General features: G+C 55.3%; 19 protein-coding genes and 1 pseudogene. 6 read left to right on the top strand and 14 right to left on the bottom strand.

Annotation, left to right across the window (positions count from 1 at the left end; translation table 11 throughout):
• Positions 1-145: 145 nt before the first annotated feature.
• A pseudogene (locus A8990_RS03615) lies at positions 146-664 on the bottom strand (GNAT family N-acetyltransferase); the annotation flags it as partial.
• A gap of 186 nt (positions 665-850) precedes the next feature.
• Entirely contained in the window at positions 851-1,537 is a 687-nt protein-coding gene (locus tag A8990_RS03610) for a hypothetical protein (protein WP_116187665.1), read from the bottom strand.
• Between the two features lie 177 nt (positions 1,538-1,714).
• Between A8990_RS03610 and A8990_RS03605 the strand changes: the two genes are divergently transcribed.
• From A8990_RS03605 to A8990_RS31220, 3 genes are all read left to right on the top strand, one after another.
• Positions 1,715-2,515 (top strand): gluconate 2-dehydrogenase subunit 3 family protein, encoded by an 801-nt coding sequence (locus A8990_RS03605; protein ID WP_116187830.1) that lies wholly within the window; start codon positions 1,715-1,717, stop codon positions 2,513-2,515.
• A 24-nt stretch (positions 2,516-2,539) separates the two neighbouring features.
• Positions 2,540-4,255, top strand: a complete 1,716-nt coding sequence (locus tag A8990_RS03600) for a GMC family oxidoreductase (protein WP_116187664.1) — start codon at positions 2,540-2,542, stop codon at positions 4,253-4,255.
• 541 nt (positions 4,256-4,796) lie between these two features.
• On the top strand, positions 4,797-5,240 hold the full coding sequence (locus A8990_RS31220) for a hypothetical protein (RefSeq protein WP_147306762.1): 444 nt from the start codon (positions 4,797-4,799) through the stop codon (positions 5,238-5,240).
• Between the two features lie 759 nt (positions 5,241-5,999).
• On the opposite strand, the gene tatA is transcribed toward A8990_RS31220, so the two are convergent.
• Together tatA and tatC are read right to left on the bottom strand one after the other, a co-directional pair.
• The gene (gene tatA, locus A8990_RS03585; protein ID WP_116187661.1) at positions 6,000-6,236 is read right to left on the bottom strand and encodes a twin-arginine translocase TatA/TatE family subunit; all 237 of its coding nucleotides are present in this window, start codon (positions 6,234-6,236) and stop codon (positions 6,000-6,002) included.
• 27 nt (positions 6,237-6,263) lie between these two features.
• Positions 6,264-7,019 (bottom strand): twin-arginine translocase subunit TatC, encoded by a 756-nt coding sequence (gene tatC / locus A8990_RS03580; RefSeq protein ID WP_116187660.1) that lies wholly within the window; start codon positions 7,017-7,019, stop codon positions 6,264-6,266.
• Positions 7,020-7,193: 174 nt separating this feature from the next.
• On the opposite strand from tatC, the gene A8990_RS03575 reads away from it, so the two are divergent.
• Positions 7,194-7,607: a c-type cytochrome gene (locus A8990_RS03575; protein WP_116187659.1), complete on the top strand. Its 414-nt coding sequence runs from the start codon at positions 7,194-7,196 to the stop codon at positions 7,605-7,607.
• A 78-nt stretch (positions 7,608-7,685) separates the two neighbouring features.
• Here A8990_RS03575 and A8990_RS03570 read toward each other — a convergent pair whose 3' ends face one another.
• Complete coding sequence (locus A8990_RS03570; RefSeq protein WP_116187658.1) at positions 7,686-8,534, bottom strand: helix-turn-helix transcriptional regulator; 849 nt, start codon at positions 8,532-8,534, stop codon at positions 7,686-7,688.
• 138 nt (positions 8,535-8,672) lie between these two features.
• On the opposite strand from A8990_RS03570, the gene A8990_RS03565 reads away from it, so the two are divergent.
• The gene (locus A8990_RS03565) at positions 8,673-9,776 is read left to right on the top strand and encodes a Gfo/Idh/MocA family protein (protein ID WP_116187657.1); all 1,104 of its coding nucleotides are present in this window, start codon (positions 8,673-8,675) and stop codon (positions 9,774-9,776) included.
• A complete protein-coding gene (locus A8990_RS03560) occupies positions 9,773-10,579 on the top strand; it encodes a sugar phosphate isomerase/epimerase family protein (RefSeq protein ID WP_116187656.1) in 807 nt (268 codons plus the stop codon). The genes A8990_RS03565 and A8990_RS03560 overlap by 4 nt, the downstream gene beginning before the upstream one ends.
• A gap of 80 nt (positions 10,580-10,659) precedes the next feature.
• Here A8990_RS03560 and A8990_RS03555 read toward each other — a convergent pair whose 3' ends face one another.
• From A8990_RS03555 to A8990_RS03515, 9 genes are all read right to left on the bottom strand, one after another.
• Entirely contained in the window at positions 10,660-12,180 is a 1,521-nt protein-coding gene (locus tag A8990_RS03555) for an FGGY-family carbohydrate kinase (RefSeq protein ID WP_116187655.1), read from the bottom strand.
• Between the two features lie 16 nt (positions 12,181-12,196).
• Positions 12,197-15,394 carry an FAD-dependent oxidoreductase gene (locus A8990_RS03550; protein ID WP_116187654.1) on the bottom strand — a complete coding sequence of 1,066 codons (3,198 nt, stop codon included), beginning with the start codon at positions 15,392-15,394 and terminating at the stop codon, positions 12,197-12,199.
• 57 nt (positions 15,395-15,451) lie between these two features.
• Positions 15,452-17,557 carry a Sip1-related alpha-galactosidase gene (locus A8990_RS03545; RefSeq protein WP_116187653.1) on the bottom strand — a complete coding sequence of 702 codons (2,106 nt, stop codon included), beginning with the start codon at positions 17,555-17,557 and terminating at the stop codon, positions 15,452-15,454.
• A gap of 69 nt (positions 17,558-17,626) precedes the next feature.
• Entirely contained in the window at positions 17,627-18,604 is a 978-nt protein-coding gene (locus tag A8990_RS03540; protein ID WP_245995827.1) for an ROK family protein, read from the bottom strand.
• A complete protein-coding gene (locus A8990_RS03535; protein ID WP_116187652.1) occupies positions 18,601-19,233 on the bottom strand; it encodes a D-sedoheptulose-7-phosphate isomerase in 633 nt (210 codons plus the stop codon). Before A8990_RS03535 ends, A8990_RS03540 begins: the two co-directional genes overlap by 4 nt.
• Before the next feature lie 30 nt (positions 19,234-19,263).
• Positions 19,264-20,559 (bottom strand): four-carbon acid sugar kinase family protein, encoded by a 1,296-nt coding sequence (locus A8990_RS03530; RefSeq protein WP_116187651.1) that lies wholly within the window; start codon positions 20,557-20,559, stop codon positions 19,264-19,266.
• Positions 20,556-21,233, bottom strand: coding sequence for a class II aldolase/adducin family protein (locus A8990_RS03525; protein WP_116187650.1), 678 nt, complete (start codon positions 21,231-21,233; stop codon positions 20,556-20,558). The genes A8990_RS03530 and A8990_RS03525 overlap by 4 nt, the downstream gene beginning before the upstream one ends.
• Positions 21,234-23,663, bottom strand: coding sequence for an alpha-mannosidase (locus A8990_RS03520; protein ID WP_116187649.1), 2,430 nt, complete (start codon positions 23,661-23,663; stop codon positions 21,234-21,236).
• Between the two features lie 145 nt (positions 23,664-23,808).
• Positions 23,809-24,729: a class II fructose-bisphosphate aldolase gene (locus tag A8990_RS03515; RefSeq protein WP_116187648.1), complete on the bottom strand. Its 921-nt coding sequence runs from the start codon at positions 24,727-24,729 to the stop codon at positions 23,809-23,811.
• Between the last annotated feature and the right edge of the window lie 58 nt (positions 24,730-24,787).

Here is a 24,787-nt window from a genome sequence, read left to right as displayed (position 1 = left end):
ATCCAGCCATTTCTCCTCTTGTTAACACTTTCCATTTTTGACCTTACCAAGGATGTAAGGACGAGTGCTCTTCACCCGCCGCATATTGACGGTGAATTCGGCAATCGGACCAGCCTCTTGTCATCCGGCATTCCATGACTTTCGTTCGAGCGCGGCTAGCTAAGAAGGCTGCCCGCTCCACTTGATAGAGATCATAGATCGGCTCAGACTCGTTAATCGACTGATAGACTTGAGGCTTCCTCTCATTAGCTAGCTGAACATACGAGAGCTTCTCTACCGCCTTCTTCGAGCGGATATTTTGCTTGCGGACCTTCAAGTAGACCGTCTCGATTCCGTTTTCAAGAAAGAGCTCGCTGAAGAAATCCTCTTTCGCCCGCCCATTATACCCTTGGCCGAAATAAGGTGCACCAATCCAGGTTGCCAGAAAGCCTGTTCGGTCCGTAATGTTATAGAGCTGAATCGTGCCGATGGGCGCAGCCTGCTCGTTCACGATCGTTCTAGAAATACATGTCCCTTGCGATTCTTCTTCCACGATGAGCTGTTTGGTAGTGAAAAGATACTGTTCGTAGGATTGGCTTTTGTGACGGACGAATGGAAAAACCGCTGGATCCACCATCAAATCATACAGTGAACGGCAGTCGTGCAAATCATGCTTCTTTAAGATGTGAACTACCACCCTACTCATCGTTTTCGCTTATTTCAGACCAACCACCCCATTATATAAAAGCTGATTTCGGATTATATGAACGCAATATATGCTTTGTGTAAACGGTCATAGCAAAAAAAGCCCACGTAGTGCGTGGACTTCAATCTCGTGCATTATTGAGCGCTGAGCGTTAATCGTTGATCGTTAATGTCCCTGACTCTCTACGATTTGCAGCAGGGACTGAATTTCTCCGGCAAGCTTCGCCGGTGCAAGCTTGTCCGCTGTCGCGTCTGCCCGGATTTGCTCGATCGTCTGGACCGCCTTCGCGCTTTCCACAGTGTAGACTTTGACCTTCCCGCCCATAAACTCTTGAATCTTGTCCGCAGCCAGCGTCAGGTTATCATGGCTTGACGTATCCGTTCCCGACATTCCGCCGAGGCCATGGCCAGGAGTGGAGCCTTTGCCTGAGATCCCTTCATTCGGGCTAAGCAGCTTCCGCTGCACATCGTCGTACTGCGAAGCATTCGGGGTCCGCTTGTCCGTCGCAAGCACAACCGTATCATCGAAAACAAACACGCGCACGTCGGAGATGCCGACGCCGCTCAGCCGCGATTCCAGATGCGCAGAGAATCCCGTGGAATGCAGTCCTGAGCTGCCGATCATGCTGTACACCGTCGTGCCCATTCCGTTCGTCGTGCTGCCTTGACGGTTCGTCGTCATCGTTTTTACGCCGTGAGCAGACGGGATCACATAAGGATCTCTTGCCGCCGCCTCGTGGAGTTTATGCGCCGCATTTGCACTCTGCTGTTTCACTTCCGTTTTTGCAGTCGCACAGCCGCCTAGAAGAAGCAGCGCGCCTGCTGCTGACACGATCATTAATTTCGATTTCACTGAAAAAACCTCCCTGCGTAAGGCTCGTTGTTGTCGTTAGCATATCCTTGCCCTCGAAATGAATATTCATGCTCGCTTGGAAAATAATAACCGTACGTTCAGGAAAACCATTTTCAGGAGGGACAACTGTTGACTCAAACCGATCAAGATCACCTGTCCGAACAGTCACAAGACCCTATGTCCACTGAGCAATCCGTTTCCGAGGAGTCGATCGACAGCAATTCGCGCCGTAAATTTCTGAAGACGACCGGCTATACGCTAGGCACCTTGGTTGTCGGCGGCGCTCTAGCCTCGCTCATCGGCTGCGGCAATAAAACGAATAACAACGAAAGCAGCAACAACACGAACACTGGAAAGCCGGCGACGAACGCAGGCGGTACCACGGAGGAAGCACGCAACTATAACCGTGCTTTGATGTTCTTCACGCAAGAGCAGTTCCGAATCGTCGAAAGCGCGGCAGAGCGCATCTTTCCGGAGGATGAGAACGGCCCTGGCGCCAAAACGCTTGGCGTTGCGTTCTTCATCGATCATCAGCTGGCCGGCGATTACGGCTTCAATGCGCGCGATTATATGAGCCCGCCTTTCTATTCCGGGGAGAAGGAGCAGGGCTACCAAGGCCGGCTGAAGCGGCGCGAAATCTACGAGATCGGCCTTCGCGAGATGGACAACTACAGCAACAGCAAGTACCAGAAGAGCTTCCCTTCCCTTGCGCCGGAAGAAATGGATGCTGTGCTTAAGGACTTCGAGTCCGACACGGCGAAGCTGACCACAATTTCAGCAAGCGGCTTCTTCAAAACGCTTCGCTCCAATACGCTCGAAGGCGCATACAGCGATCCGCTATACGGCGGCAATATCAATATGGGCGGCTGGCGGATGCGCAGCTACCCGGGCAACCAGATGGGCTATGCTGCATCGATCGATAAAGGATTTACGAAGCTTGAGCCAAGCAGCCTGCAGGATCACTTGGCCGCACATTAGCTTAGCAAAGGAAAGGAGTCAGCTATGGCAAAAACATTACCGAAAACAGATGTCGTGATCGCCGGCGTCGGCTGGTCAGGCGGCATTATCGCAGCCGAGCTCACGAAGGCCGGGCTTAACGTCGTTGGCCTTGAGCGCGGGAAGGAACGGAAAACCGAGGATTATTTCATGGTTCATGATGAACTGCGCTATGCGCTCCGTTATGAGCTGTTCCAAGACTTATCGAAGGAAACGATCACGTTCCGCAGCAATGAGAAGGTCCGCGCCCTGCCGATGCGCTCTTACGGCTCATTCTTGATTGGCACTGGGCTTGGCGGCTCTGGCGTCCACTGGAACGGGCATACGTACCGCTTCTTGCCGTATGATTTTCAAATTCGCAGCAAAACGATTGAACGATATGGCAAAAACAAGCTTCCAGCCGGCATGTCCATTCAGGACTGGGGCATTACGTATGATGAGATGGAGCCGTATTACGACAAGTTCGAGAAGACGGCTGGCATCTCCGGATCTCCGAACCCGCTCGGCGGCAAAAGAACCAATCCGTATCCGACGCCTCCGATGAAGCAATCTCCTTCGCTGCAGAAGTTCACGGATGTGACGACGAAGCTCAAGCTCCATCCTTATCCTCTGCCATCCGCCAACTTGTCGGAAAATTATACGAATCCGGATGGCATCGCCCGCGTCGCCTGTCAATATTGCGGCTACTGCGAGCGCTTCGGCTGCGAGTATGGCGCGAAGGCCGATCCCGTCGTCACGGTCATCCCTGTCGCGAACAAAACCGGCAAGTTCGAGATTCGCAGCCATTCCGATGTGAGACGGGTCATACATAAGAACGGCAAAGCGACCGGCGTCATGTATATCGACGTAACGACAGGCGAAGAAATTATTCAGCCTGCCGATATTGTCGTCGTTGCGAGCTATGTGTTCAACAATACGCGGCTGCTCCTTCTCTCCGGGCTCGGCAAGGCGTACGACCCTTCCACCGGCAGAGGCGCCATTGGTAAAAACTATGCGTATCAAGTTGTCAAAGGCGGCGCGGCGGGCTTCTTCGAGAAGGAGCAGTTTAATACCTACGCTGGTGCTGGCGCGCTTGGCGTTTCGCTCGATGACTATAATGGCGACAACTTTGACCATAGCGGCCTGAACTTTATCCACGGCGGCGTTATTACGCTGGCTCAAGCGGGAGCAAGGCCGATTCAGAACAACCCCGTTCCTTCGGGCACTGCGACGTGGGGCAAGGAGTTTAAGGCGAATTCCATCAAATATGCGAACCAGACGCTCAGCATCGGCACGCAAGGCTCTTCGATGTCTTACCAGCATCATTACTTGGACCTTGATCCGACCTACAAGGATGCGTTCGGCGACCCGCTGATCCGGATTACGTTCGACTTCGAGGAACAGGACCGGGAGCTGGCGAAATTTCTAGCGCTCAAATGCTCGGATATTATGAAGGAAATGGGCGCAGACAAAATCGACTACCTGAAGGAGCTAGGCCCGTACGAGATCATGACGTACCAGTCGACTCACAATACAGGCGGTGTCATTATGGGGGCCGATGCCGGAAGCTCGGCGGTCAACAACTACTGCCAAATGTGGGACGCGGAGAATGTATTCGTCGTCGGCGCAAGCTCCTTCCCTCAGAACGCCGGCTACAACCCGACCAACACCGTCGGCGCGCTCGCTTACCGGACGGCTGAAGGGATATTGAACTACCGGAAGAAAGGCGGCTTGCTTGTTTGAGTGAGTTTTCACTTGGGCGAAAAAGGGCTCTATCCTTTATTGGATAGGGCCCTTAATTGCTTCTACAGTATAAGCCTAATCTCACCTAGCACTATCACCAGAAACACCTACTTACACCAAATCTACTCTTGTTCCAGTTGCTCCCCCAACCTAGTTACATTTCCCTTCAACTTCCCGCTTACCTTCACCCTTTCCCTACTCTCCTCCCCCACTTTCCTGCAAACCCTCAACTTACCCGCTCGGAAACCCTTTCCTAAACCGCAATCTGTGATCCTACTTCACCCGTTCCCAAGATAGCTCCCGCTCCACCAACTACTTTTCAATTTCCAGTACTTATGATATCTTTGAATCAAATTCATACGGTTGTGAAGCACACACCGCTCTTTTCGGACACGACGTGTTCCGGATGGGGCGGTTTTTATTTAGTTAGCGAGGGGAGTAGTGTGAATGAACTTTCAGATGGCATATCAGCAATGGTTCGGAGAGCAACTTAGCAGCGCTCAAGGGGATAGGCGACATCGGCTCACGGAGGGGCATGGTCATGCAGAGAAAATGTTTTTACAGCAGGTGTGGTATCCCGCTTTTCGAAGCTTCGACCAGCTTCAAGCAGAGTATGAGGCAGCAGACTTCAAGGACGGTTCGCGCTTCCTGGACTTCGCATGACGGTTGGCAAATCCTCCGCTTCGCCTACGACGACGTCAGCGATCGGCCGCGGATGTGCGAACAAATGCTGCAGCAATTCATGGGCTGCTGGCTCGGCGGCAGCCGGTCGTCGAACGGCAGCATCGACGATATCATCGAAGCCGAGATTCTCCGCCATGCATTACGACTAGACCGCCCGCTTCGCCCTCGTGATGTGATGGAGCTGCTGCAGCTCTCAAAAAAAGTTACTTATCAGGTACTTCATCGGATGACCATTAAGAAAAAGTTGCTCCCTGCTGGGGAAGGCGTTCATAAAATCCGCGGGTACAACGTTAACCGGTGAACTACTTATCGAGATTAGCTCTCGCCTCACTGAAACTTGATGGTTGCTTAGATCCCGGCGCTGAGAGATCCTTTTCGGCTCTCTCGGCATGCTTTTGGCGTGTATTCGACGCCGAGAGAGCCTTTCGGGAACTCTTGGCTCCCGAATCAGCATTGTTACTTTAATTCAGGCGCTGAGAGATCCTTTTCGGCTCTCTCAGCATGCTTTCGGCGCGTTTTCGACGCCGAGAGAGCCTTTCGGGAACTCTCGGCTCCCGAAACAGCATTGCTACTTTAATTCAGGCGCTGAGAGATCCTTTTCGGCTCTCTCGGCATGCTTTTGGCGTGTATTCGACGCCGAGAGAGCCTTTCGGGAACTCTCGGCTCCCGAAACAGCATTGTTACTTTAATTCAGGCGCTGAGAGATCCTTTTCGGCTCTCTCGGCATGCTTTCGGCGCGTTTTCGACGCCGAGAGAGCCTTTCGGGAACTCTCGGCTCCCGAAACAGCATTGTTACTTTAATTCAGGCGCTGAGAGATCCTTTTCGGCTCTCTCGGCATGCTTTTGGCGTGTATTCGACGCCGAGAGAGCCTTTCGGGAACTCTCGGCTCCCGAAACAGCATTGTTACTTTAATTTATCTCCTCCGAGATAGGCTTTCCCCGCTTTCAGACACCATTCGGGGTTGTATTGTGCACAGAAAAAAAAGCAGCAACCCTAAGGCTGCTGCTCCACCTATCCACTCAACCTCACACCTTGTCTACTCAACCACCGCCGCCTATCCTACAGCAGCTTCTGACCATCCTTACTCTCCAGCTCAATCGGAGCCGGATTCGGTGCCGGAGCCGGCGCTTGCATCGTCTGCGTATCTTCCTCCACAATTCCGCGGGTCGAGCTGCGGAATTCGCGCAGTGTGTCGCCGAAGGCGCGGCCCAGCATCGGCAGCTTGGCCGGTCCGAACACAATGAGCGCGATGAGCAAAATAATGATTAACCCTGAAACACCGATGTTGTTGAACATATGCATTCTCCTTTTGCAATCGTGATTTTATGCGGGACCTGGGTCTGGGCTTCGGTATGGATATCCCGACGCGGCTTGCCGCCGTGCGAAACGGTTCGACAGAAACGCGCTAATCTCGAACAGCAAGAGCAGCGGCACTGTCACGGACAGATGCGAGACAAAATCCGGCGGCGAAATGCAGGCGCCGACTACAGCCAAGCCGACGTATGCGTATTTGCGCGATGTCTTCAGCCGCTCCGGTGTCAGCAAGCCAAGCCTTGTCAGGAACAGCATGACCAGCGGCATCTCGAACGCGACGCCCAGCGGGAAGACGACGCTGAACAGAAAGACAAAGTACTTGTCAATGCCGTATGTTTCCGTCGCCCCGATCGTGTGATTCATCTGCATCATGAAGCGGAGCATCATCGGGAACACGAGGAAGTAGCTGAACGATACGCCTCCGAGGAACAAGAAGAACGAGAACGGCACGTAAGCAAGCGTTCCTTTTGCCTCCTTGGATGTGAGGCCTGGTCTTACGAACGCCCAGGTCTGATAGAGAAGCACCGGCAGCGAGAACAGAATCGCCAGCAAGAAAGCGCACCGTAAGTAGATGAACAAGCCGTCCGTGAACGAGAACACGTTCCACTCTACCGATGCAGCTGCCGAGCTCGATTTAATGTACTTCAAAATGCGGGGCGACAAATAAAGGCCGCCGCACATGGACACTAGGAAGCAGGCAGATACAATAAGCAATCTTCGCCTCAGCTCCGTCAAGTGCCTCACGACATCTTCGTTGATGTCCAGCTGCGCTCACCTCGATTCCGGCTGCACGCCTGTTATATTTTTCAAGTCACATGGTTAGATTGTCCATCTCGTGTGAGGTTATTCGTTCGATTGGCTCGGACTATGCCCGCATATGGCGTGAGGATTGGGGGAAACGTATGAAAATAAGACCAAGAATGAGGTGGATATACGAAGATGAAAGTGAAATCCAAATGGTTGATGGTATCTGCTGCGGGACTTACGCTGGCACTATCGATAAGCGCTTGCGGCGGTAATAACAACAATTCGAGCAATACTGGTACTACGAACGGCGGGAATACATCCACGAATACGCCGAGTACGAACACAGGAACCAATAATAATCCAGCGGCGGGTACAGTCGATGCGTCTGCTGCAGAAACCGTGTACAAAGCGAATTGCGTCAGCTGCCATGCGACTGACTTATCCGGCGGCGTTGGACCGAATTTGCAGAAAATCGGCGGCACGAAATCACTAGATGAAATTTCAACACAAATCCAAAACGGCGGCGGAGGCATGCCAGCATTCAAAGGCCAGCTCACCGATGCCGAAATCTCCAATCTTTCTGGCTGGCTGAAGTCGAAGACTTAATTTTATTGGCACCACTGTTACATCAAAGAAATGCCCCGCAAAGTCGACGAAACGTTGACCTTACGGGGCTTTTTCACGTTAATCCGACGTCATCCGCGCCCGATACTCCCGAGGCGAAGCTTCCGTATACTGCTTAAACTGCTTATTGAATGCGCTGAGCGAGCCGAAGCCGCTGCTTTCCGCGATATCGATTATCGGACTCGAAGTCGTTCTGAGCAAATCCATCGCATGCTGCACCCGCAGCCGATTCAGGAATTCATTCGGCGAAAGCCCTGTCAGCGCTCGAAATTCATGAAAAAACTTCGTCTTCCCCGAATGGCTCCGATCCAGCAGCACCGTCCCGTCAACAGGCTCCGTATAATGCTGCAGCAAATAGCCGATGGCATCCATAATATCTAAACGAATTGCCGGTCGTTGTTGATCAACGCCGCTCGGTGCGTAGCTTGCCGCAAAGTCAGATACCTGCAGCAAAATATCAATTAAATGCATGTACTGCCGCGTCATCCAGTTGCTCGCCTGCTGTTCCTGTGCCAGAGCCGCTTCCTCGGCAGCTTTGCAGATGGCCCCCGCATATGGAGAATCCCCCGGAATATAAGGCGGAACCTCTTCATTCGTGTAAAAGGGAAGCAGCAGCCGGTTCCAATCCGGCATCCCCTTAAGCGCAGAAGGCATGAACAAGACAAGGATGCTCTCATACGGCGGCTCATTCGGCTCGGCGAAGCTCCAGTGCGGCTCGAACGGCCTGCATAAGAATACGTCTCCCGGCTTGCCTTTATACGTGCGGTCACCGAAACGATACTCGAGATGATGCTTAAGCAGCACGCCGATCTCCAGGCAGTCATGCACATGAAGGACATGCTCCTCCGCAGACCCCCAGACTCGGCAAAATGCATACGATCTCGTTAATTTCAGCTCATCGACAATCATCTTCTCACCACCTGAACACGTTCATTATACCAAGTTCGAAATAAGCGGACAAAATGACAAGTATTCCCCCTGTTCCGGCGAGAATCAAGAGGTTCGCTGTGCTAGGATGTGGGTGAATATAAGGAGGCGTTTATCCCGATGAGAATCTATTTAATTGGCGCCGGCGTCATTTCCCGGACACATGCTGAAACAGCTGCGAAACTCGGCGAAGAGATCGAGCTTCGCGTGGCTGATCCTAATCCAGCCGCAATGGCTGAATTTCTGGAGCAATTCCCTGGCGTTCCGTCTTATACAAATGCAAGCGACATGTTGAACGCAGAGCCTCCGCAAGACGATGATATTGTCATTGTGGGGACGCCGCCTTTTGCACATTTGGAACCAACTCTGCTCGGTTTGCAATCCGGCCGTCACGTGCTTTGCGAGAAGCCGCTTGCGATGAATAACGAAGAAGCGGAGCTTATGCTCGAGGCTGCCCGTAAAGCCGGCAAGCTCCTCGGCTGCTGCAGCGTACGCTTCAAAGGCATGCACCACAACGAAACCGTAAAACAAATCATTCGTTCCGGCCAGCTTGGCGACATCTATCATGTGACGTGGGTCAACAAGTGGGCGCGCAGCCGGTCCGGCATCGAATATCAAGCGAACAGCCGATGGTTCCTGGACAGCGCAAGAAGCGGCGGCGGCGTCATGATGGACTGGGGTCCTTACGATATCGCGATGATGCATGACATGCTGCAGCCCGAAACGGTTGAGGTAGCAGGCGCTTGGCTCGGCAAGCCAGAGACGGCGGTCGATCCGGCGGACACGAAGTTTGACGTGGAAACTCATGTCGGTGCAATGATGACCTTCCGTGGCGGAATTAGTGGCCCGAGACCGGTTTCCGTTCATTACGAGCGGGCATCGTGTACGCACGGAGACGAATACGTCAAAGTCGAAATCGAAGGCACGCGCGGCTCGGTCAAGTGGACACCTTTTGACTCGAGGCAGCCAGTTTATATTCGTTTTGACCGTGATGGACAAGTGGTCGAGGAAGAAGTGCCGCTCCCTCCTCGCAGTCCGTACACGATCATGGACCATCCGCTCGTCCATTTCCATCGGAAGGTTCGCGGTCTCTCGTCGCTTGCGAATGTCGGCGACCGCGCAGTTGACCATTTCCGCCATCTGCAATCCGTCTACGGGAGTGCGAGCACAGGTCAGAGCCAGCTCACGAGCATCCATCCTGCCGATGAGGAGGGGCAGGCATGAGCCATCCGATCAAAGGATTTTCCACTGCGCTGTACGGTTGGATGGAACGCTTCAAACGCGAAGGCATCGAGTACGACTGGCATAAGCTGTACCGCGCATGCGCCGAAGCCGGAGCGGAAGCTGTGGAGACGGACGCTGCGCCAGAGAAGCTAGCCATCGCCCGGTCATATGGACTGCAGGTTTCCGCTTCCTACATCGGGATACAGCTTCACCATGATTTTGCCAAGCTTGATGTCGACCGGAGCGTGCTCCCTTGGGCGGAGAGACTTGCCGCTGCGGGCGGCGACGTGTTATTGCTTAACGCTGACCGCACGCAAGGCTCGCACGAAGGCGGCGCGGACAAAACGGAGGACGACTTCAAGCGCCAAGGTGAAAATATGACTCGAATCGCGGAGTTGATCCGATCCAGGTTCGGTCTGCGTACAGCGATGCACAACCATGCGGCCGACAGTTGGCATGCCGACGGCGACCTGCGTTCTGTGCTCGAATATGCCGATGCCTCGCTTGGCCTCTGCGTAGATACCGGCTGGGCGATCGCTGCCGGACAAGACCCGATCGCCTGGGTACGCGACTTCCCGGAGCGGATCTATGCGTACCACTTCCGGAATGGGCACGGCTCCACGCCAACGGAGGATTTGCTCGAAGGTGATGTGAATTTCCCAGCTCTCCTCGCAGCTATCCATGCTTCCGGTTACTCCGGATGGCTGGGTCTCGAGCTGTGGCACCCAGACAGCATGACTCCGGAACGCTCGATGAGTGAGGACTTTCGGCGCTCGATCGAGTACGTTCGTAGTTTGTTGTAGATCAAGGCGGATTTCTCGACAGCGATGCTCTCGTAATAACAAAGAGGATGATCCCAAGTTGGATCATCCTTTTTTTACTTTTATCGGTGGTGTGAAATGCCCTCGTAATATTCCGATATCGGACCCAGGAGCGCCATGAAGCTCTCCTTATAAAATCGCTTGTACGCCGCATGTCGAACCGGATCAGGTACATATTTTCTCCTAGCACACCGGCCGACACATTGTATCGCTTCTTCATACGAACCATAGATGCCGGAGCCTACGGCTGCGGACAGGGCTGCGCCTAGCAGCGTTGCTTCACCTGTTTCCGGTACAGTCAATTCCACGCCAGACACATCAGCCTTGATTTGCAGCCATATGTTGTTCTTCGCGCCTCCGCCAACGACATTCATCCGCTCGATCACGCATCCGGTGATCGATTCCGCCCGCTCGCGCATGAGCTCCAGCTGACAGGCATTCCCCTCGAGCACCGCTTTGAGCAGCTCGCCTTTGCCATGCTTCGCCGTCAAGCCGATGAATGCGGCTTTGGCCAGCGGGTTCGAGAACGGCGCGCCGCTGCCGGTGAGATACGGGAAGTAGACGATCCCCGTAGGTCCTGCCGCTGCCTGTTCCAGCAACTGCAGCATATCGGCGTAGCTTAAGCAATCATCGCCGATCATATTGCGCAGCCATTCGACGGAACCGCCCGACGACGAGTGGCCTCCCATCCAGAACATTCTGCCTGGAAGAGCGTGCCGCCCGAACGATAGTCCAGACTCGTAGTCTGCCTGCCGCAGATCCCGTTCCGGGAAGGCGCCGACCAGCGTCTCTGCGGTGCCCATCGAATTATATACATCGTCCCCACCGGAGGAGCAGGCAAGCGAAGCTGCGACATGATCATGTCCGGCCAGACAGACAACGCTGTCTCTGCTGAGCCCTAACCCCGCCGCTGCCTCTGGCAATACCGTGCCAATAGCGCCGCCTGGGGGCACAACGCGGGGGAACAGCTCTGGCTCAAGGCCAAAATGGCGAATAAGAGGAACAGCCCACTCTCGGCGGTCGATTCGATAGGCGAACGTCCGGGCCGCGAGCGTCTCATCTTCAGCCGCGCTGCCAGTCAGTCGATAAGCGATATACGCCGATACCGACAGCCACTTGAGCTCGCCTCCGTCGAACGCTTCCGGCGCATGCTCCTTCAGCCAGAGCAGCTTCGGCAATCCATGCTTGAACGAGGGATGCAAGCCGGTCCGATTGAATTGCTCCTTCGCATCAATCTCCCGCAGAATCCGTTCTGCCTGCGGAATCGAGCATGCTTCGAACCACGGAATAATCGGCGTGCGCGGCTTCCCGCTCTGCAGATCCAACAGCAGCCCGCTCTCTGCCATGCTCGTAATGCCGATGGCCCGCACAGCTGCGGACTCAGCATCCCCGGCGCCAGCTGCGGTCACTTCGCGGATCATCCCTGCAGCTGCAGCCCACAGCTCCTCAGGATCATACACGACAATCCCGGCAGGACCAGTTGTCTTCGTATTCGGCCGCTCCGCTTGAGCGACGGGAGTGCCGTCCGCCCGGAACAGGCCAGCTTTCAAATTCGTCGTGCCAATATCGATGGCGAGCAGCATATCTTCCCTTCCCCGTTTATAGGATTTCACGCAAAATCGTTTCGCTGTCCGTCTCCACATCAAGCCGGAGATCGATGGAACGCGGCTGCGGCAGCGTTCGCGAGTCGGCAAGCCATGCTGTCCACTGTGCCGGGTCCAAGCCATAAGTCATTCCGCTCAAGCGGCGAAGCAGCAGCAACGCCTGCCGGGCAAGCAGCGAGCGCACATCGGACAAATAACCGATCAACACCTCGTAGCCTTCCGGACTGCCGCATGCAGCAAGCGCACGGGCTGCCGCCAATTCGAGCATCGCACGCCGTTCCCGGAAATAATCCGGCTGGTAGCTGTGCAGACACTGTTGATCGCGCAGCAGCGGAATCCGGCGAATCGCCTCCATGACCGGCACTGCCGCCGGATCACCTAGACGCTCCGCGCCTTGGCAGACCGCATCGATGTAATAGTAAAGCCCCTGCCACGTATCTTTAAAATCATCCTCTTCCGGATGCAGCAGCTCCGTGATACGGTTCCACACAGCGATGCTCCGCTTGTCCTTGGTCTGGGCAAGCGAGTACAGTAAGAAAGCCGCGTCCGGCATTGCGCCATGATCCGGCGGCAGCTGAACGTACATAATGTCAGCTGTTCTCACCGGCAGCTTCTCGCCAGAAAGATGCTCCATAATCAGATCGACAAGCACCGGTACTGCTTCGTCCGAGCCGATCATCGCCAGCGCTTGCGCCAAGTGGATGCGCCGCAGCCCTTCTGCCTGTTCAAGCGCGCGAACCAGAAACGGAACGATGCGTGGTCCAACGGAGCAGATCTCGACAAACGGAATCGGAGCCGCGTAGATTTCATTCATCCGCATGTTCGAATACTCGTATAGCGGCTGCTCTGCTTCAATCGATGCAACGAGCCGTTCAAGATCGGCATCGCTGTACGCTCGCGGCTTCAGCTTCCGCTCGGCGGTTCCGATCGGGATCAGCCCTTCATCGGCAAGCCTCTGCTGCAGCGACGCAATATCGATCGACCGCAGCACCGAACCGGTACGAACCGCCTGCACTGCAGCCAGCGCTGCAGCGGCGCCGAGATTTTCAAGATCCGCCTGCATCCGAATGGCTGGCAGCGCATCATGGGTAGCGGATACAGCCTTACCCGCAACGAGAATTCCGTCCAGCCCCTCAGGCAGCAGCATGCGGTATGGAATCTCGATTTCAAGATTCGGCGGAATGAGGCCGATGTTGACCCAATCCGCCCCGCTGACGCCTTTCACATCGTGATTGCTGAAATGCACATTGATCGTGTCCGGCCACTTGCGGTGCAGCAGCTGATCGGACAGCTTCATGACGACGTCGCCTTTGACATGCCGGCTTTCGCGGGTGGCGATATAAGTACCATGATCGTGACATTCCGATCCACGCCGGCGCCCAGCGAGAATCGCCCTCGTATAATCAAGCACGTTCGAAATATCTACCATGCTCGTAAAATTGTTCTGGATTTTGTCCGGCGCCGTATATTGGGCCAGCGAGTACCACATAACGGTGTGGTCTCTTTCCGACCCGTATACATAATCCGCACCTGCAAAAGCTGCAAGGTCACCGTCTCCCGTTGCATCGATAACGGCTCCTGCAGTCAGGGCGACCGGTCCCCATCGCGTGGCGACGACTGCACCTTTCACCTGTTTGCCCTGCATCAGCACGCCGAACGTGATTGCGTTCAAGAACAGCTGCACGCCGCTGCGGGATGCTTCTTCGAGAAGCGCATGCATCTTCGCCTCGATGTTCCACTTGTGGCCTTTATAGCGAAGCTCGCTCTGCTGCGCCAGAACGGCGTCCTGGATACGCGCGGCAAAGCCCGCCTTGCGGCCGAACCAGTAGCTGTCCACGCCGCCGAATGTCCCCGTCCCGCCTAAACCGGGATTGAGATCAATCAGTGCGGTGCGGACGCCTTCGCCGGCTGCCGTGAAGGAAGCGCAAGCGCCGCTCGAGCCGCCTCCAGCGACGAGTACGTCAACGGCGCCGAATATCGGCACATCTGCAGCGGCAGCTTCAACAGCAGGGAAGCCGGTCATCTCTCCGGCAAGCGTTGGGATGCGCACAGTCACAGCACCTTCGGGACGTTGTCCTAACTCCAGCTGACCTTCTTGCTGCCCGCGATCTACGGCACTTCTGCCATCGCCCGCAGAAGCTGCATCTTTTGCCTCTTCTGCCTCAGCCAGCTCACCTACCAGCATACGTCCTAACTGCTCACCAGCTGCAGCCGCGCCGATCGGGTCAAGCAGCTCCGCGCAGCCGTGTTTATAAACGGCGCGATACAGTGACCATACGCCATTCGTTCCCGTCTTGGCAGCATCAAGCCAATCCCCTGAGAACGCGCTGCCGCCATCAAGCGGAAACGGTCCGTACAGCTCATGCGATGATGTACTTAGCACAGCCTTGCGGAAAGCAAACTCCTGCTGCATCAAATGAACAGCCAGTCGCATTCCCGCCTTGCGTGCCTCTACCTCGCGCTCTCGGTTAACTTCAAGCGTATTCGCGCTTGTCAGCTTCAGCGCGAACTCAAGAAGCCAGTGCCCCGCGCCGCGATAGCCTTGGCGCAGCCGAACGCTGCCGCCTTCCAGTCCAATGTCTGCTGGAACCGGAAGCATAGCCTGCCCCGCAAATAGATCACCGTCAACGCCGACAAACTCCAGCGTCCGATAATACAACGCTTCTTCGCCAGGCGCATAACTGGCGACATCCTCACCGCTCAGCAAAGCTGCGAGCGCCGTTTCAGTCGTATCCATCAGCAGCGGACTCTTGATCAGCTGCCGGCCTGATTTGTTCGCAATTACGACCCCGACCGTTCTTCCGTCCCGCTTCTCGATGCCAACAGGAAGAGAGGCGTACAGCAGCTGTACGCCTCCTTCCTGTAGTACATCCTCAAGCGTCCGTTTTAGCCGGTCGGGATAAAGAGCAGCACTGCTCTCTCCTTCTGCCTGTTGACCTTCTACCTGCTGCCCGTCGAGCACCTTCCCTATAATCGCGGGAAGCTTCCCTTTCACGGGCACCGTAATCCAAGGCCGCAGCGAAGCAGTCACGCTTCCGCCCAGATACGTGCGCGGCTCAACGAGCCACACACGTCTGCCCGCGTTAGCAAGCTCAAGCGCGCATGCGATGCCTGCGAGCGAGCCGCCGATGACGACAGCATCGGCCTCACCAAGCACCGATACTGCCGCGCGGTCAATAGTCAGCTTCTTCATCCGTACCGCTCCTCCCCTATAAAGTCGGCTGCCAACTTGAGCTATTTGAATCCATTCTTAAGCCGTTACGATTTCGATTCGGACCGCACGTCTCGCCATTCCGCCGTCGATTTCATAAACGTTGTCATTCACGCGTTTGACTTCTGCCTCTACACCATCAACAGTTGCACGGACAGGCTGCTGTTTCGCGGCAAAGGCAAAACGTCCGCCTTCACGCAACGTCACGACCGTCGACCCGCCAGCAGAAACACTGCTCACAATCGATGCAGGCGAGATATATTTATCCGCCAGACCGATCGGCGCAACGCCGCCAGTTACAGGCACGATTACATAGAGATCATAGCCGCCTTCTTCAAGAACGAAGGCTTCGCGCTGCTCCGCACCCATGAACGAGCATGCGCCCGTGAAGTGCTCGTATACCGCGAACTCTTCGCCTGCAAGCCCCGGAACATCAGACGGACCAATCGAACCGGAAACAGCTCCGCTTCCCGTATGAATATGGAACGCAGCAACGATACCTGCGCCGCCAGCCGTATTCCACAGCTTCATTGGTACTTGCTGCTCAGCTGGATCGACAAGCAGGCAATCCGGTGTCGGGTTTGCTGTATCATCGCAGCGAATGATCGTGCCGTCCGAATAAATGAGCGGCCACACATTGTCTGCATTCGTATTGCCTGGAGCGTCACTGATATAGATCGGACCGCCGCTGATCGAACGCAGCACAGCGTTCTGCTTATCATCGTGGTTGCTCGTCCAGTACATATCCCAGTCGCCCCAATAGAACACGCCATGGTAGTAGGAGTTATAGCCGTTCTGCAGTGCATGCTCCGGGAAGCCGCGTTTCTCTTGAGGGACGAAGTCGTCACTGTTACGGGAAACCGACGATACCGGACGATGCCATACATTTTCGCCCGCCATCCCCATGCAGTTGATAATGGTCTTGTTGAAATGCAACGCAACGGATGCTTCCAGCGCTTCATGAGCCGCAGCAGCCGCTTCGCCGATCGACTTGCGTTCCTTCAAGTAGTTCAGCACCGCTGCTTGGCTGTCCACTTTGACAAAATCAACGCCTTGACGGCGCAAGTAGCCATGCCATGCATTCCAGAAGCCGAAGCCGCGGCCCGCTTCCGGATAAGGGATCAAGTTGCCGCGCGGCACTTGATACAGCGACCCACGGTTCTGCTTCGCAATCTCGCTCTCCTCATGAATGCCGCCCCAATAGCCGGCAATCGTATGCCATACGCCGACATGCTTAATGCCGTATTGCTCCTTGAGCGCGGATACGGCCCGCTTCAGACCGCCTGGGAACTTATTAGGCTCTGCGTCGAATTGGACTAGCTTGCCGTCCTTTGTTTCCGACCAGCCGTCATCGATCATGACCCAGCCAACTGGCAAGCCGAGCGACTGCAGCTCCTCAGCCTTCGTTAGCAGGCCAGCCTCGTCGACCTTATGGTAGAACGCATCCCAGCTGCACCAGCCGAGCGTGTCGAGCATCTCCGGATACTTCTTGCTGCTGCGCGCAAGTGTCGGATAATCAAGCTCTTTCAGCGCCGCATCAACATTCAGCTTCACGAGCTTGTATGGATCTTGTCCAGCCGACAGCACGAAAGCGAGCGTCTGGAAGCGCGTATGTCCGCTCTCATAAGACGATAGACGAAGCGCGAAGCCGCCTTCCGTACCCGCAGCGTCAGTCCGATATACGGCACCGACGACCGGAAGCAGGTTGTAGAAGCCGCTTTCTGTTTTCCAAACGATCGACTGTGTCCGTTCTGGAAGCTGAGCCGTATTCGTATTGAAATAGGGACGTGTCCACCAATCCTTGTGCTGGTAGTTCGCCATCAGCCCTTCAATCGTTTCCTGCGGACGCACCATCACGATCACGCCATGCTCCGCTGCAAAAGTACGCTGCTTGCTGAACCCATTATCGTTCACCGTTTCCGCCTCGACAGCCGCAAGCACGACTCCGTTCTCATCCGTCGTTACGCGCACTGCTGCCCGAACCGTCTCCGCTTCATTCGCGAAACGATAAACGACTGCCGAACGCTGCCCATCCGTTTCTTGCTCCACGCCAGTCGGCGCAAGCGCCTCCGGCTCCTTTTGCCCATCCAGCTTTACTGCTACCTGCAGCGGGCCGAAGACCGCTTGCTCATCGAACTTCATCATTGCTCCCCAGCTCCTATTGCCTAATCTTGTATATATAATCAATTCCTGACCTTTGATCGACCTTTGATCCTATTCCAGCGCATGCAGCGCAACCGACAAGCTAGCCGCATCGCCGACAGACTCGCCGAGCCCAGACGGCACGATTTCACAAGCTGTGAGTGACAGCGAAAGCGCCTCTTGGCGAAGCTCCTCCATGACGATCGGGCGAAGCAGCTGCTCCTGTCTGGCATAGATACTGCCGATGACAATGCGCTCGGGATTCAGCACATCGACGAGCAGCGACAGCCCTCTTCCCAATTTGCGGCCGACGATCTGAACCACTTCAAGCGCCAGCGCATCGCCTGCATTTGCCGCATCGAACACGCTTTTAGCCGAAATCGCATCTAGCTCGGATGCATCGCTGCAAATCGCAGTTGTGCCGCCCTCTTGCTGATGCTTCTCCGCCATTGCACGCCCAAGCCTTGCAATCCCGCCGCCGCTGCAGAACCCTTCGAACGAGCCTGCTTTGCCATAGCCGACCGGGCCTTCATGCTCAAGCCGCATGTGGCCAACTTCACCCGCCATATCGGAAATGCCTGCATACAATCTGCCATCCAAAATAAGTCCAGCGCCCATGCCCGTTCCAAACGTTAGAAACACCATGTTCGAGACGCCGCGTCCAGCACCCCAGCGCCATTCGGCCAGCGCGCAAGCATTGGCGTCATTTTGCAGCGCCACAGGAACGCTGAAGCGCTCGCGAAGCGGCGATACAACATCAATGCCATCCCAGCCGGGCAAGTTCGGCGGCGAAAGCACGAGTCCTTTGCGGCTGTCGAGCGGTCCGCCGCAGCTGATGCCGATCGCTTGCAGCGGGCCTGCGCCTTCTTGTCCAGCCTGAGCCACAAGCTCGTCCATCGCTGCGATGAATTGGCGAATGGTCTCCTCCGGCGTCGCCGGAGTCGGGAAGCTGCGCTTCCCGATGATATTGATTTGACCTTCGGTGGCATTTCCGAGAACGGCAGCGCACTTCGTGCCGCCGATATCAAACCCTCCAAGGAGCATGCTCATGCAAAAAAAGCCTCCTCGAGCATCATGCACAGCACATGATAGATCGGAAGATGCCTCTCCTGAATGTCCGGCGTGCTGTCATACGGCACGCGAACCGTAATGTCGCACAGCTCCTTCAGGCGGCCGCCGCCCTTGCCAGTGAACGCGATCGTCGTCAGTCCGAGCGACTTCGCGACTTGAACCGCGCGCACGACATTCGCGGAATTGCCGGACGTGCTGAATACAACCAGCATATCCTCTTGTCTTCCGTAGCCATAGACCTGCTGCGCAAAAACCATATCCGCTGCAACATCGTTAATAAACGCCGTCGCCAGCGCGGTATGGCTGACGAGGGAAATCGCCGGCAGCGCACCTTGCAGATGGTCGGCGATATAGCCCCCTTCCTCATCGCCATGAATGAGCATTTTCTCGCGCTCCGCTGCCGGAAGCTTACGCTTCGACATGAAGCCCTTCATGAGCTCGCCAACGACATGCTCGCAGTCCGCAGCACTGCCGCCGTTACCTGCGAGCAGCATTTTGCCACCTTTATCGAAAGAAGCCTTCATTGCATCAAATGCAGCCTGAATCTGCTCTCTGCACGGCTCCAGATCCGGATATTTATGAAAAAGACCGCTAAATACTGCGCTCATGCTATCACTCTCCCCTTACATCTAAAGTTTCTAAAGTTCCTTGAGATGTTCAATCGCTTTGACGAAGAACGGCTCGCTGCCGAAGCTGCCGGACTTAAGCACCAGCAAATACGGTGTCCCGCCAATTGCTAGACAGGACGGCAAGCCAGGTTCAATCTCTCGCAGCAGCCGAAGACCGCCTACGCCGAGTGCTTCGCAAACAGCTGCCGATGTCTCGCCGCCGGCAATGAGCAGCTTGCGCTGACCGGTCCCTTCCACGATTCTTGCAATGACCGAGGACAGCGCCTCGGATACGAGGCGCGATACATCGGTATTGCCGCTGCCTAGAGCTGCTGCTCTCCGCTTCGTTTCCGCAACTTTCTCCGGTTCGTTGGAGGCATGCACGAGGCAGTCGCGTCCCGCGGTGAGCACCGAGCACGCCTGCTCAATAAGCGAGGCAACATGCGATTCCTTCTCCTCGGCTTCGAGCAGCAGCAGCGAATCCAGTTCGAACGCTTCAATACCGCTTTCTTTAGCAAAAGCAATCTGTGCCGCTGTCTGCGGCATCAAGCTGCCCGCGGCGCAAAGCACACCGGATCGGCCACCGTCGCCATGAGTCTCAGCGTTACTTGCGACCACGCCGGCCTCGGATTTCGAAGCAAGCAGTACCGCCGACTCCTCCGACAGTGCAGAGCTGCCGCACAAAATCGGCTCATCCTGCACCGCTTCAGCAATGATCCGAAGCGAATCCTGATCGCGAACATCGACGATCAAGTAGGAGCAGATCGAACGCTGCCGTTCGATCTCCGCACGCACTGCAGCTGCTCCACGTTCGACGATCTCGATCGGCAGCAAGCCGACACTGCGCTCCGTCTGCTTTTGCAGAATAGAAACCAAGTTCGATTCCGTCATCGGATGAACAGGATCGCGCCGGAACTCCGACTCCTCCAGCAGCTGACCGCGTACATAATGTACGCCGCCGAGCGTCGTACGGCCGTTCTTCGGAAAGCCAAGCACGACGACAGCGAAGGAAGCACCCAGCTCATCCAGCATCGCATCAAACTCCGAACCGATGTTGCCTCGGAAGACAGAGCAGGTTTTGTTGATGAACTTCACGCAGCCCGCCTCGCGAAGCGTCTCAGTGGCTAGTTTTACTTTGCGGTACGCCTCTTCAGGCTGGTCTAGCCGGGAGTTCGTATCGATAATAAGCACATCGGGACGATCAGCCGCGACTGCTTCGGGATTCCACGCATCCAGCGTATAGACATCCGTCCGCAAGCCGGCTTTGGCATACATAATGCCGATGTCGTTCGCGCCCGTAATATCATCCGCAACGATACCGTTCATAGCTCCCACTTCCTTCTCGGCCGGTAACCGGAGCGCTCCAGGAAATCACGCTCAGTAGATGTATTCAATTTGTTCAGCGTAATGCCTGCACTTCTCGCTTGAACGATCATTCGGCAAGCCATTTCTAACGTTTGCATCGACATGCGCGCTTCTTTGATATTCACGTCATAGACCAGTACGCCGTGATTCTCTAGAAGAAGCACATTCGCGAGCTTCGCCTTCTCTCGCACCGCCTCGCCTAAGTCCGGCGTTCCGGGATGATAATAGCCCACTCGTTCAATGCGTTCCAAGTAATACATCGTTTCAACGAACAGCCCCGAAGGAATTTCCTCGGACGCGCATGCAAACATCGTACTGTAAAATGGCGATGCATGAAGCACCGCGCCAATCTCCGGCCGCGATGCGTATACCGCCGCATGCATCGGCACTTCCTTCGAAGGCTTCTTGCCATTAGCGCCCGCCACCGCCGCTTGTCCTCCGGAAACAAGGGAGCACTCGGCGAAGTCATCTTCGCCAAGCTCTCCCAAGAAAGTTCCGGTCGCCGTGATCAGGAAGCGGCCTTCTTCCTTCAGCCGCGCACTGATATTGCCTGCATTTCCCCACGCAAGGCCGTTGTCCATCATATACTTGCCAGCCGCGCGGAGCTCGGAAACCGTCTCCTCCAGCTTCGTCATCTACTCCAGCTCCCATTCGAGCATGCTTGTCTCTGTTACAGGAAGGTCGGCATTCGCCGGCACGCGGAACGTCTTGATATCCGACGGCTTGAAGTCCGCGCGGATAACGCGGTTCCACTTCGGCAGACGAATCTCAGCCGATGTCGCGCATTTATTCGTTTCGTAGACGCGGACGATCAGATCGTCGTTATCTTCGGCTTTCTTGACTGCGCTCACGATGATGTTGTCCTTGTCGACGGAAACATACGAATCGGATTGCGGCAGCTTGCCTTCATGGAATGTCTCGATAACCGCCACCGGCTTGCAGTTCAGCTCCGATGCACGGCGCACTGTGCCTGCTTGTTCCCAAGTTCCTTCATGCGGCAGCAGCGAATAATTGAACTGCTGAATGCCTTGGTCGATGAACGAGTACTCGCCTTGCGGATCCGGCTCATATGGCACGTGGTGCGCATAGATCGGGCTGCGCAGCACGGTCAGCGCGATTTCCTTCGTATGCATGCTGTAGCTGTACTTCGCATCGTTCATGACGCTGAGACCGTACATCTCGTTTGTTTCTTGCACCATACCCGAGTAGTCCACCCAGTTCTGGCCCGGTTCTTCCTCGCCATTATGCTCGCGCTCGATCGAGCCGTAAGGAATTTCGTACGTTTGCTTGCTGAAGATGACGTTAACCGGGAAGAAGAGCTTCAGCATCTTGAACTTCTCGCGCCAGTCCACAGTCACATGTACGTCGATTTGCTTGCTATCTGGATACATCGCAAAATCCTGTACCAGCTTCGAGCTGCCGTATTCACTTACAACGCGAATGACCGATTTAACCGGGCCATGCTCGATGCGGTGAACCTTCGTCGCTGCGAACGTTTCCGATGGTCCGTTGAAATGAAGCACATCGTGACTCCATGTATCGGATTTGTCCTCGATTACCACTGGACGCGCGCCGTTCTTCAGCACTTCAAAGTTCAGCTTCTTATCTTTCAGGCTCTTAATGAAGCCTGTTGTTTTATCAAATTCAAGGCGGATGAGGCTGTTCTCCATCACGAGATCGCTCGCCATGATCGGCTCGCCGACCGGCTTGATCGAAGCGGACTCCTTAACAAGCTTGTACATCCGATAGCCGAGCGGCGGCAAATCCGCCATGAAGCTGAGGCGGTAACGGCCGCGTGCCGATGCGTGCGACTTCACCGTCTGGAACGGCACTGGATTGCCGGCTTCGTCGAGCAGCACGCTCGTGTCTTTCATGCCGCCGATTTCCAGCTCCACATTGACTTTGCTCTGCCAAGCATGCGGGTTGAACACGACGATCGGATGCATGGATTCATCCTGTTCGATGCCGATGTTCCACGACAGCGATTGAACCGCGTAGTTGAGCGAACGATCTGCGATTGCCATCGCTTCGCCGAACAGGTAGCGCGCGTCTTCATAAGCCGATTCCAGGCTTGTCCCTGCGAGAATGTCATGGAACTGGTTGAACAGTACGTTCTTCCATGCACGGCCGAGCTCCGCCGGATACGGCTGACCCGTAATCCACGCTGCGAGCGCAGAGAATTTCTCCGCCGCGATCAGACGGTTCTCCGCTTGGCGGTTCCATTGCTTGATGCCGGAATGCGCCGCATAGCAGCCGCTTGCATGGTGCTGAAGATCGTCATGGACGACCGGGAACTGGATGCCGGATTTGACCATATCGTCGAAATAACGGTCAGGCGTGGAGAACTCCAGCTGCGGCAGATCCGTCTCGCTGTTCATTCTGCGGATACTCGAGATGTTCTCCTTCGTTGGTCCGCCGCCGTGGTTGCCGACGCCGTAGAACATCATCAGCTCGTTCAGCGGTTCCTTGAACTCGCCGAGGGTGCGGCGCACGTGGTTCTCCAGGTCTTTGCCCCAGGACAAATATTCGAACATAATGCGGAATGTCAGCACTTTGGAGCCGTCATCGGACTGCCACCAGAACGTCCGGCCTGGCAGGCCCTTCTCGTTCGGCATCGGGCGCATCATGACATAGTAATCCATGCCGCTCTTCTTGAGGATTTGCGGCAGCATGCCGTTATGTCCGAAGCTGTCTACGTTGTAGCCGACTTTTGCCGTTACGCCGAATTTTTCTTTGAAATAGTGCTGGCCATACAGACCTTGGCGAACGAACGATTCGCCGCTCGGAATGTTGCAGTCCGGCTGAATCCACCAGCCGCCGACGATGTTCCAGCGGCCTTCAGCCACGCGCGCCTGAATTTCCTTGAACATGCCAGGATCGTTATTCTCGACCCATTCGTACATCGCTGCCGAGCTGGATGTGAAGATGAAATCTTCGGATTCCTTCATCCGGTCGAGTGCGGAACGGAATGTCGCTTTCGCTTCTTGGAATCCTTCCTGCCATTGCCACAGCCACACCGGGTCCAGATGGGCATTACCGATCATATACAGCTTCTTATCTTTCATAGATGTATGTTCAGCTCCTAATATCGTTGTTGTTGAGGTTGGTTGTTTCCTAACTCGTTACGAATAACTGGATATTTCCAGTTATTCCATATAATCGACTGACCATTCTAGCCAGTGACTCGGATGAAGCTGAGTCATGAAGTGCCTACAGTACGAAACGCGACGCTTCGCCTGCGCTGCATACGAAGCTTTCCATTTTATCGATTACAGTGCGAGTGACGGCTGCGCGTCCGAGCGCAAGTCGCTCTGGCGAGAGCGCCTGGCATTCCGCGTTGCTCATCCGTTCTTCGCGGCCAAGAGCAGCCAGCAGCGCCAGTTCAAGGTCTGTCGCGATGTTCACTTTGCTTACGCCGCCTTCAGGCAGGCGGAACGCTTGCTGCATCATCTCGGACGGTACGCCCGAACCGCCGTGCAGAACGAGATGAACGGGAGTCAGCGCGCGAATTGCGGACAGACGCGCGTAATCGATCTTCGGTTGTTTTACATTATAGACGCCATGTGCCGTTCCGCAGGAGACCGCGAGTGCATCGACGCCAGTCAAGCGAACGAATTCCGCCGCTTCCTGCGGATCTGTGTAAAGCTCTTCATCTTTGTCTGTCTCAACAAAGTCCGTTGTTCCGATCATGCCAAGCTCCGCCTCTACGGATACGCCCTTCGCATGCGCATATTCAACAACTTCTTTGCTATCTTTCACGTTATCGTCAAAAGGCTTCTCCGATGCATCGATCATGACGGATGTGAAGCCCGCATCGATCGCTTCAGCAATTGTAGGAAGCTCCTTCGTATGGTCAAGGTGAAGAACAACCGGAACGGTAATGTTCAGCGCGCCGATTTGGTGATAGAACTCATCGCCGAATTCCGCTGGCGTAATGCCGTAGCGGATCAGCTCTTTATGCGAAATTTGCACGATCAGCGGCGATTTCGCCTGCACGCCGGCTTGAAGCACAGCTGCGATCATCGGCGTGTAACGCGGCGAGAACGAACCGATAGCGAAACGGCCAGCCTCTGCCACCTCGAGCGCTTTCTTAAGCGTAATCACATTTTGGAATTTTTGTTTCTGCAACATGTAAATCTTCTCCTCTCAGCTATCCGTAATCTCTATTTTTATTTGAAAACCCAGCTCT

The organism is Paenibacillus taihuensis (assembly GCF_003386535.1).
Taxonomy (GTDB): domain Bacteria; phylum Bacillota; class Bacilli; order Paenibacillales; family Paenibacillaceae; genus Paenibacillus_Z; species Paenibacillus_Z taihuensis.
The sequence above is the reverse complement of the archived record's forward strand: the minus strand, read 5'-3'. Positions and strand labels throughout refer to the sequence as shown.

Coding starts and splice junctions, on each gene's coding strand:
- A8990_RS03605 (WP_116187830.1), top strand. CDS start 1,715: ATGTCCACTGAGCAATCCGTTTCCGAGGAGTCGATCGACAGCAATTCG.
- A8990_RS03600 (WP_116187664.1), top strand. CDS start 2,540: ATGGCAAAAACATTACCGAAAACAGATGTCGTGATCGCCGGCGTCGGC.
- A8990_RS31220 (WP_147306762.1), top strand. CDS start 4,797: ATGCAGAGAAAATGTTTTTACAGCAGGTGTGGTATCCCGCTTTTCGAA.
- tatA (WP_116187661.1), bottom strand. CDS start 6,236: ATGTTCAACAACATCGGTGTTTCAGGGTTAATCATTATTTTGCTCATC.
- A8990_RS03575 (WP_116187659.1), top strand. CDS start 7,194: ATGAAAGTGAAATCCAAATGGTTGATGGTATCTGCTGCGGGACTTACG.
- A8990_RS03570 (WP_116187658.1), bottom strand. CDS start 8,534: ATGATTGTCGATGAGCTGAAATTAACGAGATCGTATGCATTTTGCCGA.
- A8990_RS03565 (WP_116187657.1), top strand. CDS start 8,673: ATGAGAATCTATTTAATTGGCGCCGGCGTCATTTCCCGGACACATGCT.
- A8990_RS03560 (WP_116187656.1), top strand. CDS start 9,773: ATGAGCCATCCGATCAAAGGATTTTCCACTGCGCTGTACGGTTGGATG.
- A8990_RS03555 (WP_116187655.1), bottom strand. CDS start 12,180: ATGCTGCTCGCCATCGATATTGGCACGACGAATTTGAAAGCTGGCCTG.
- A8990_RS03550 (WP_116187654.1), bottom strand. CDS start 15,394: ATGAAGAAGCTGACTATTGACCGCGCGGCAGTATCGGTGCTTGGTGAG.
- A8990_RS03545 (WP_116187653.1), bottom strand. CDS start 17,557: ATGATGAAGTTCGATGAGCAAGCGGTCTTCGGCCCGCTGCAGGTAGCA.
- A8990_RS03540 (WP_245995827.1), bottom strand. CDS start 18,604: ATGAGCATGCTCCTTGGAGGGTTTGATATCGGCGGCACGAAGTGCGCT.
- A8990_RS03535 (WP_116187652.1), bottom strand. CDS start 19,233: ATGAGCGCAGTATTTAGCGGTCTTTTTCATAAATATCCGGATCTGGAG.
- A8990_RS03530 (WP_116187651.1), bottom strand. CDS start 20,559: ATGAACGGTATCGTTGCGGATGATATTACGGGCGCGAACGACATCGGC.
- A8990_RS03525 (WP_116187650.1), bottom strand. CDS start 21,233: ATGACGAAGCTGGAGGAGACGGTTTCCGAGCTCCGCGCGGCTGGCAAG.
- A8990_RS03520 (WP_116187649.1), bottom strand. CDS start 23,663: ATGAAAGATAAGAAGCTGTATATGATCGGTAATGCCCATCTGGACCCG.
- A8990_RS03515 (WP_116187648.1), bottom strand. CDS start 24,729: ATGTTGCAGAAACAAAAATTCCAAAATGTGATTACGCTTAAGAAAGCG.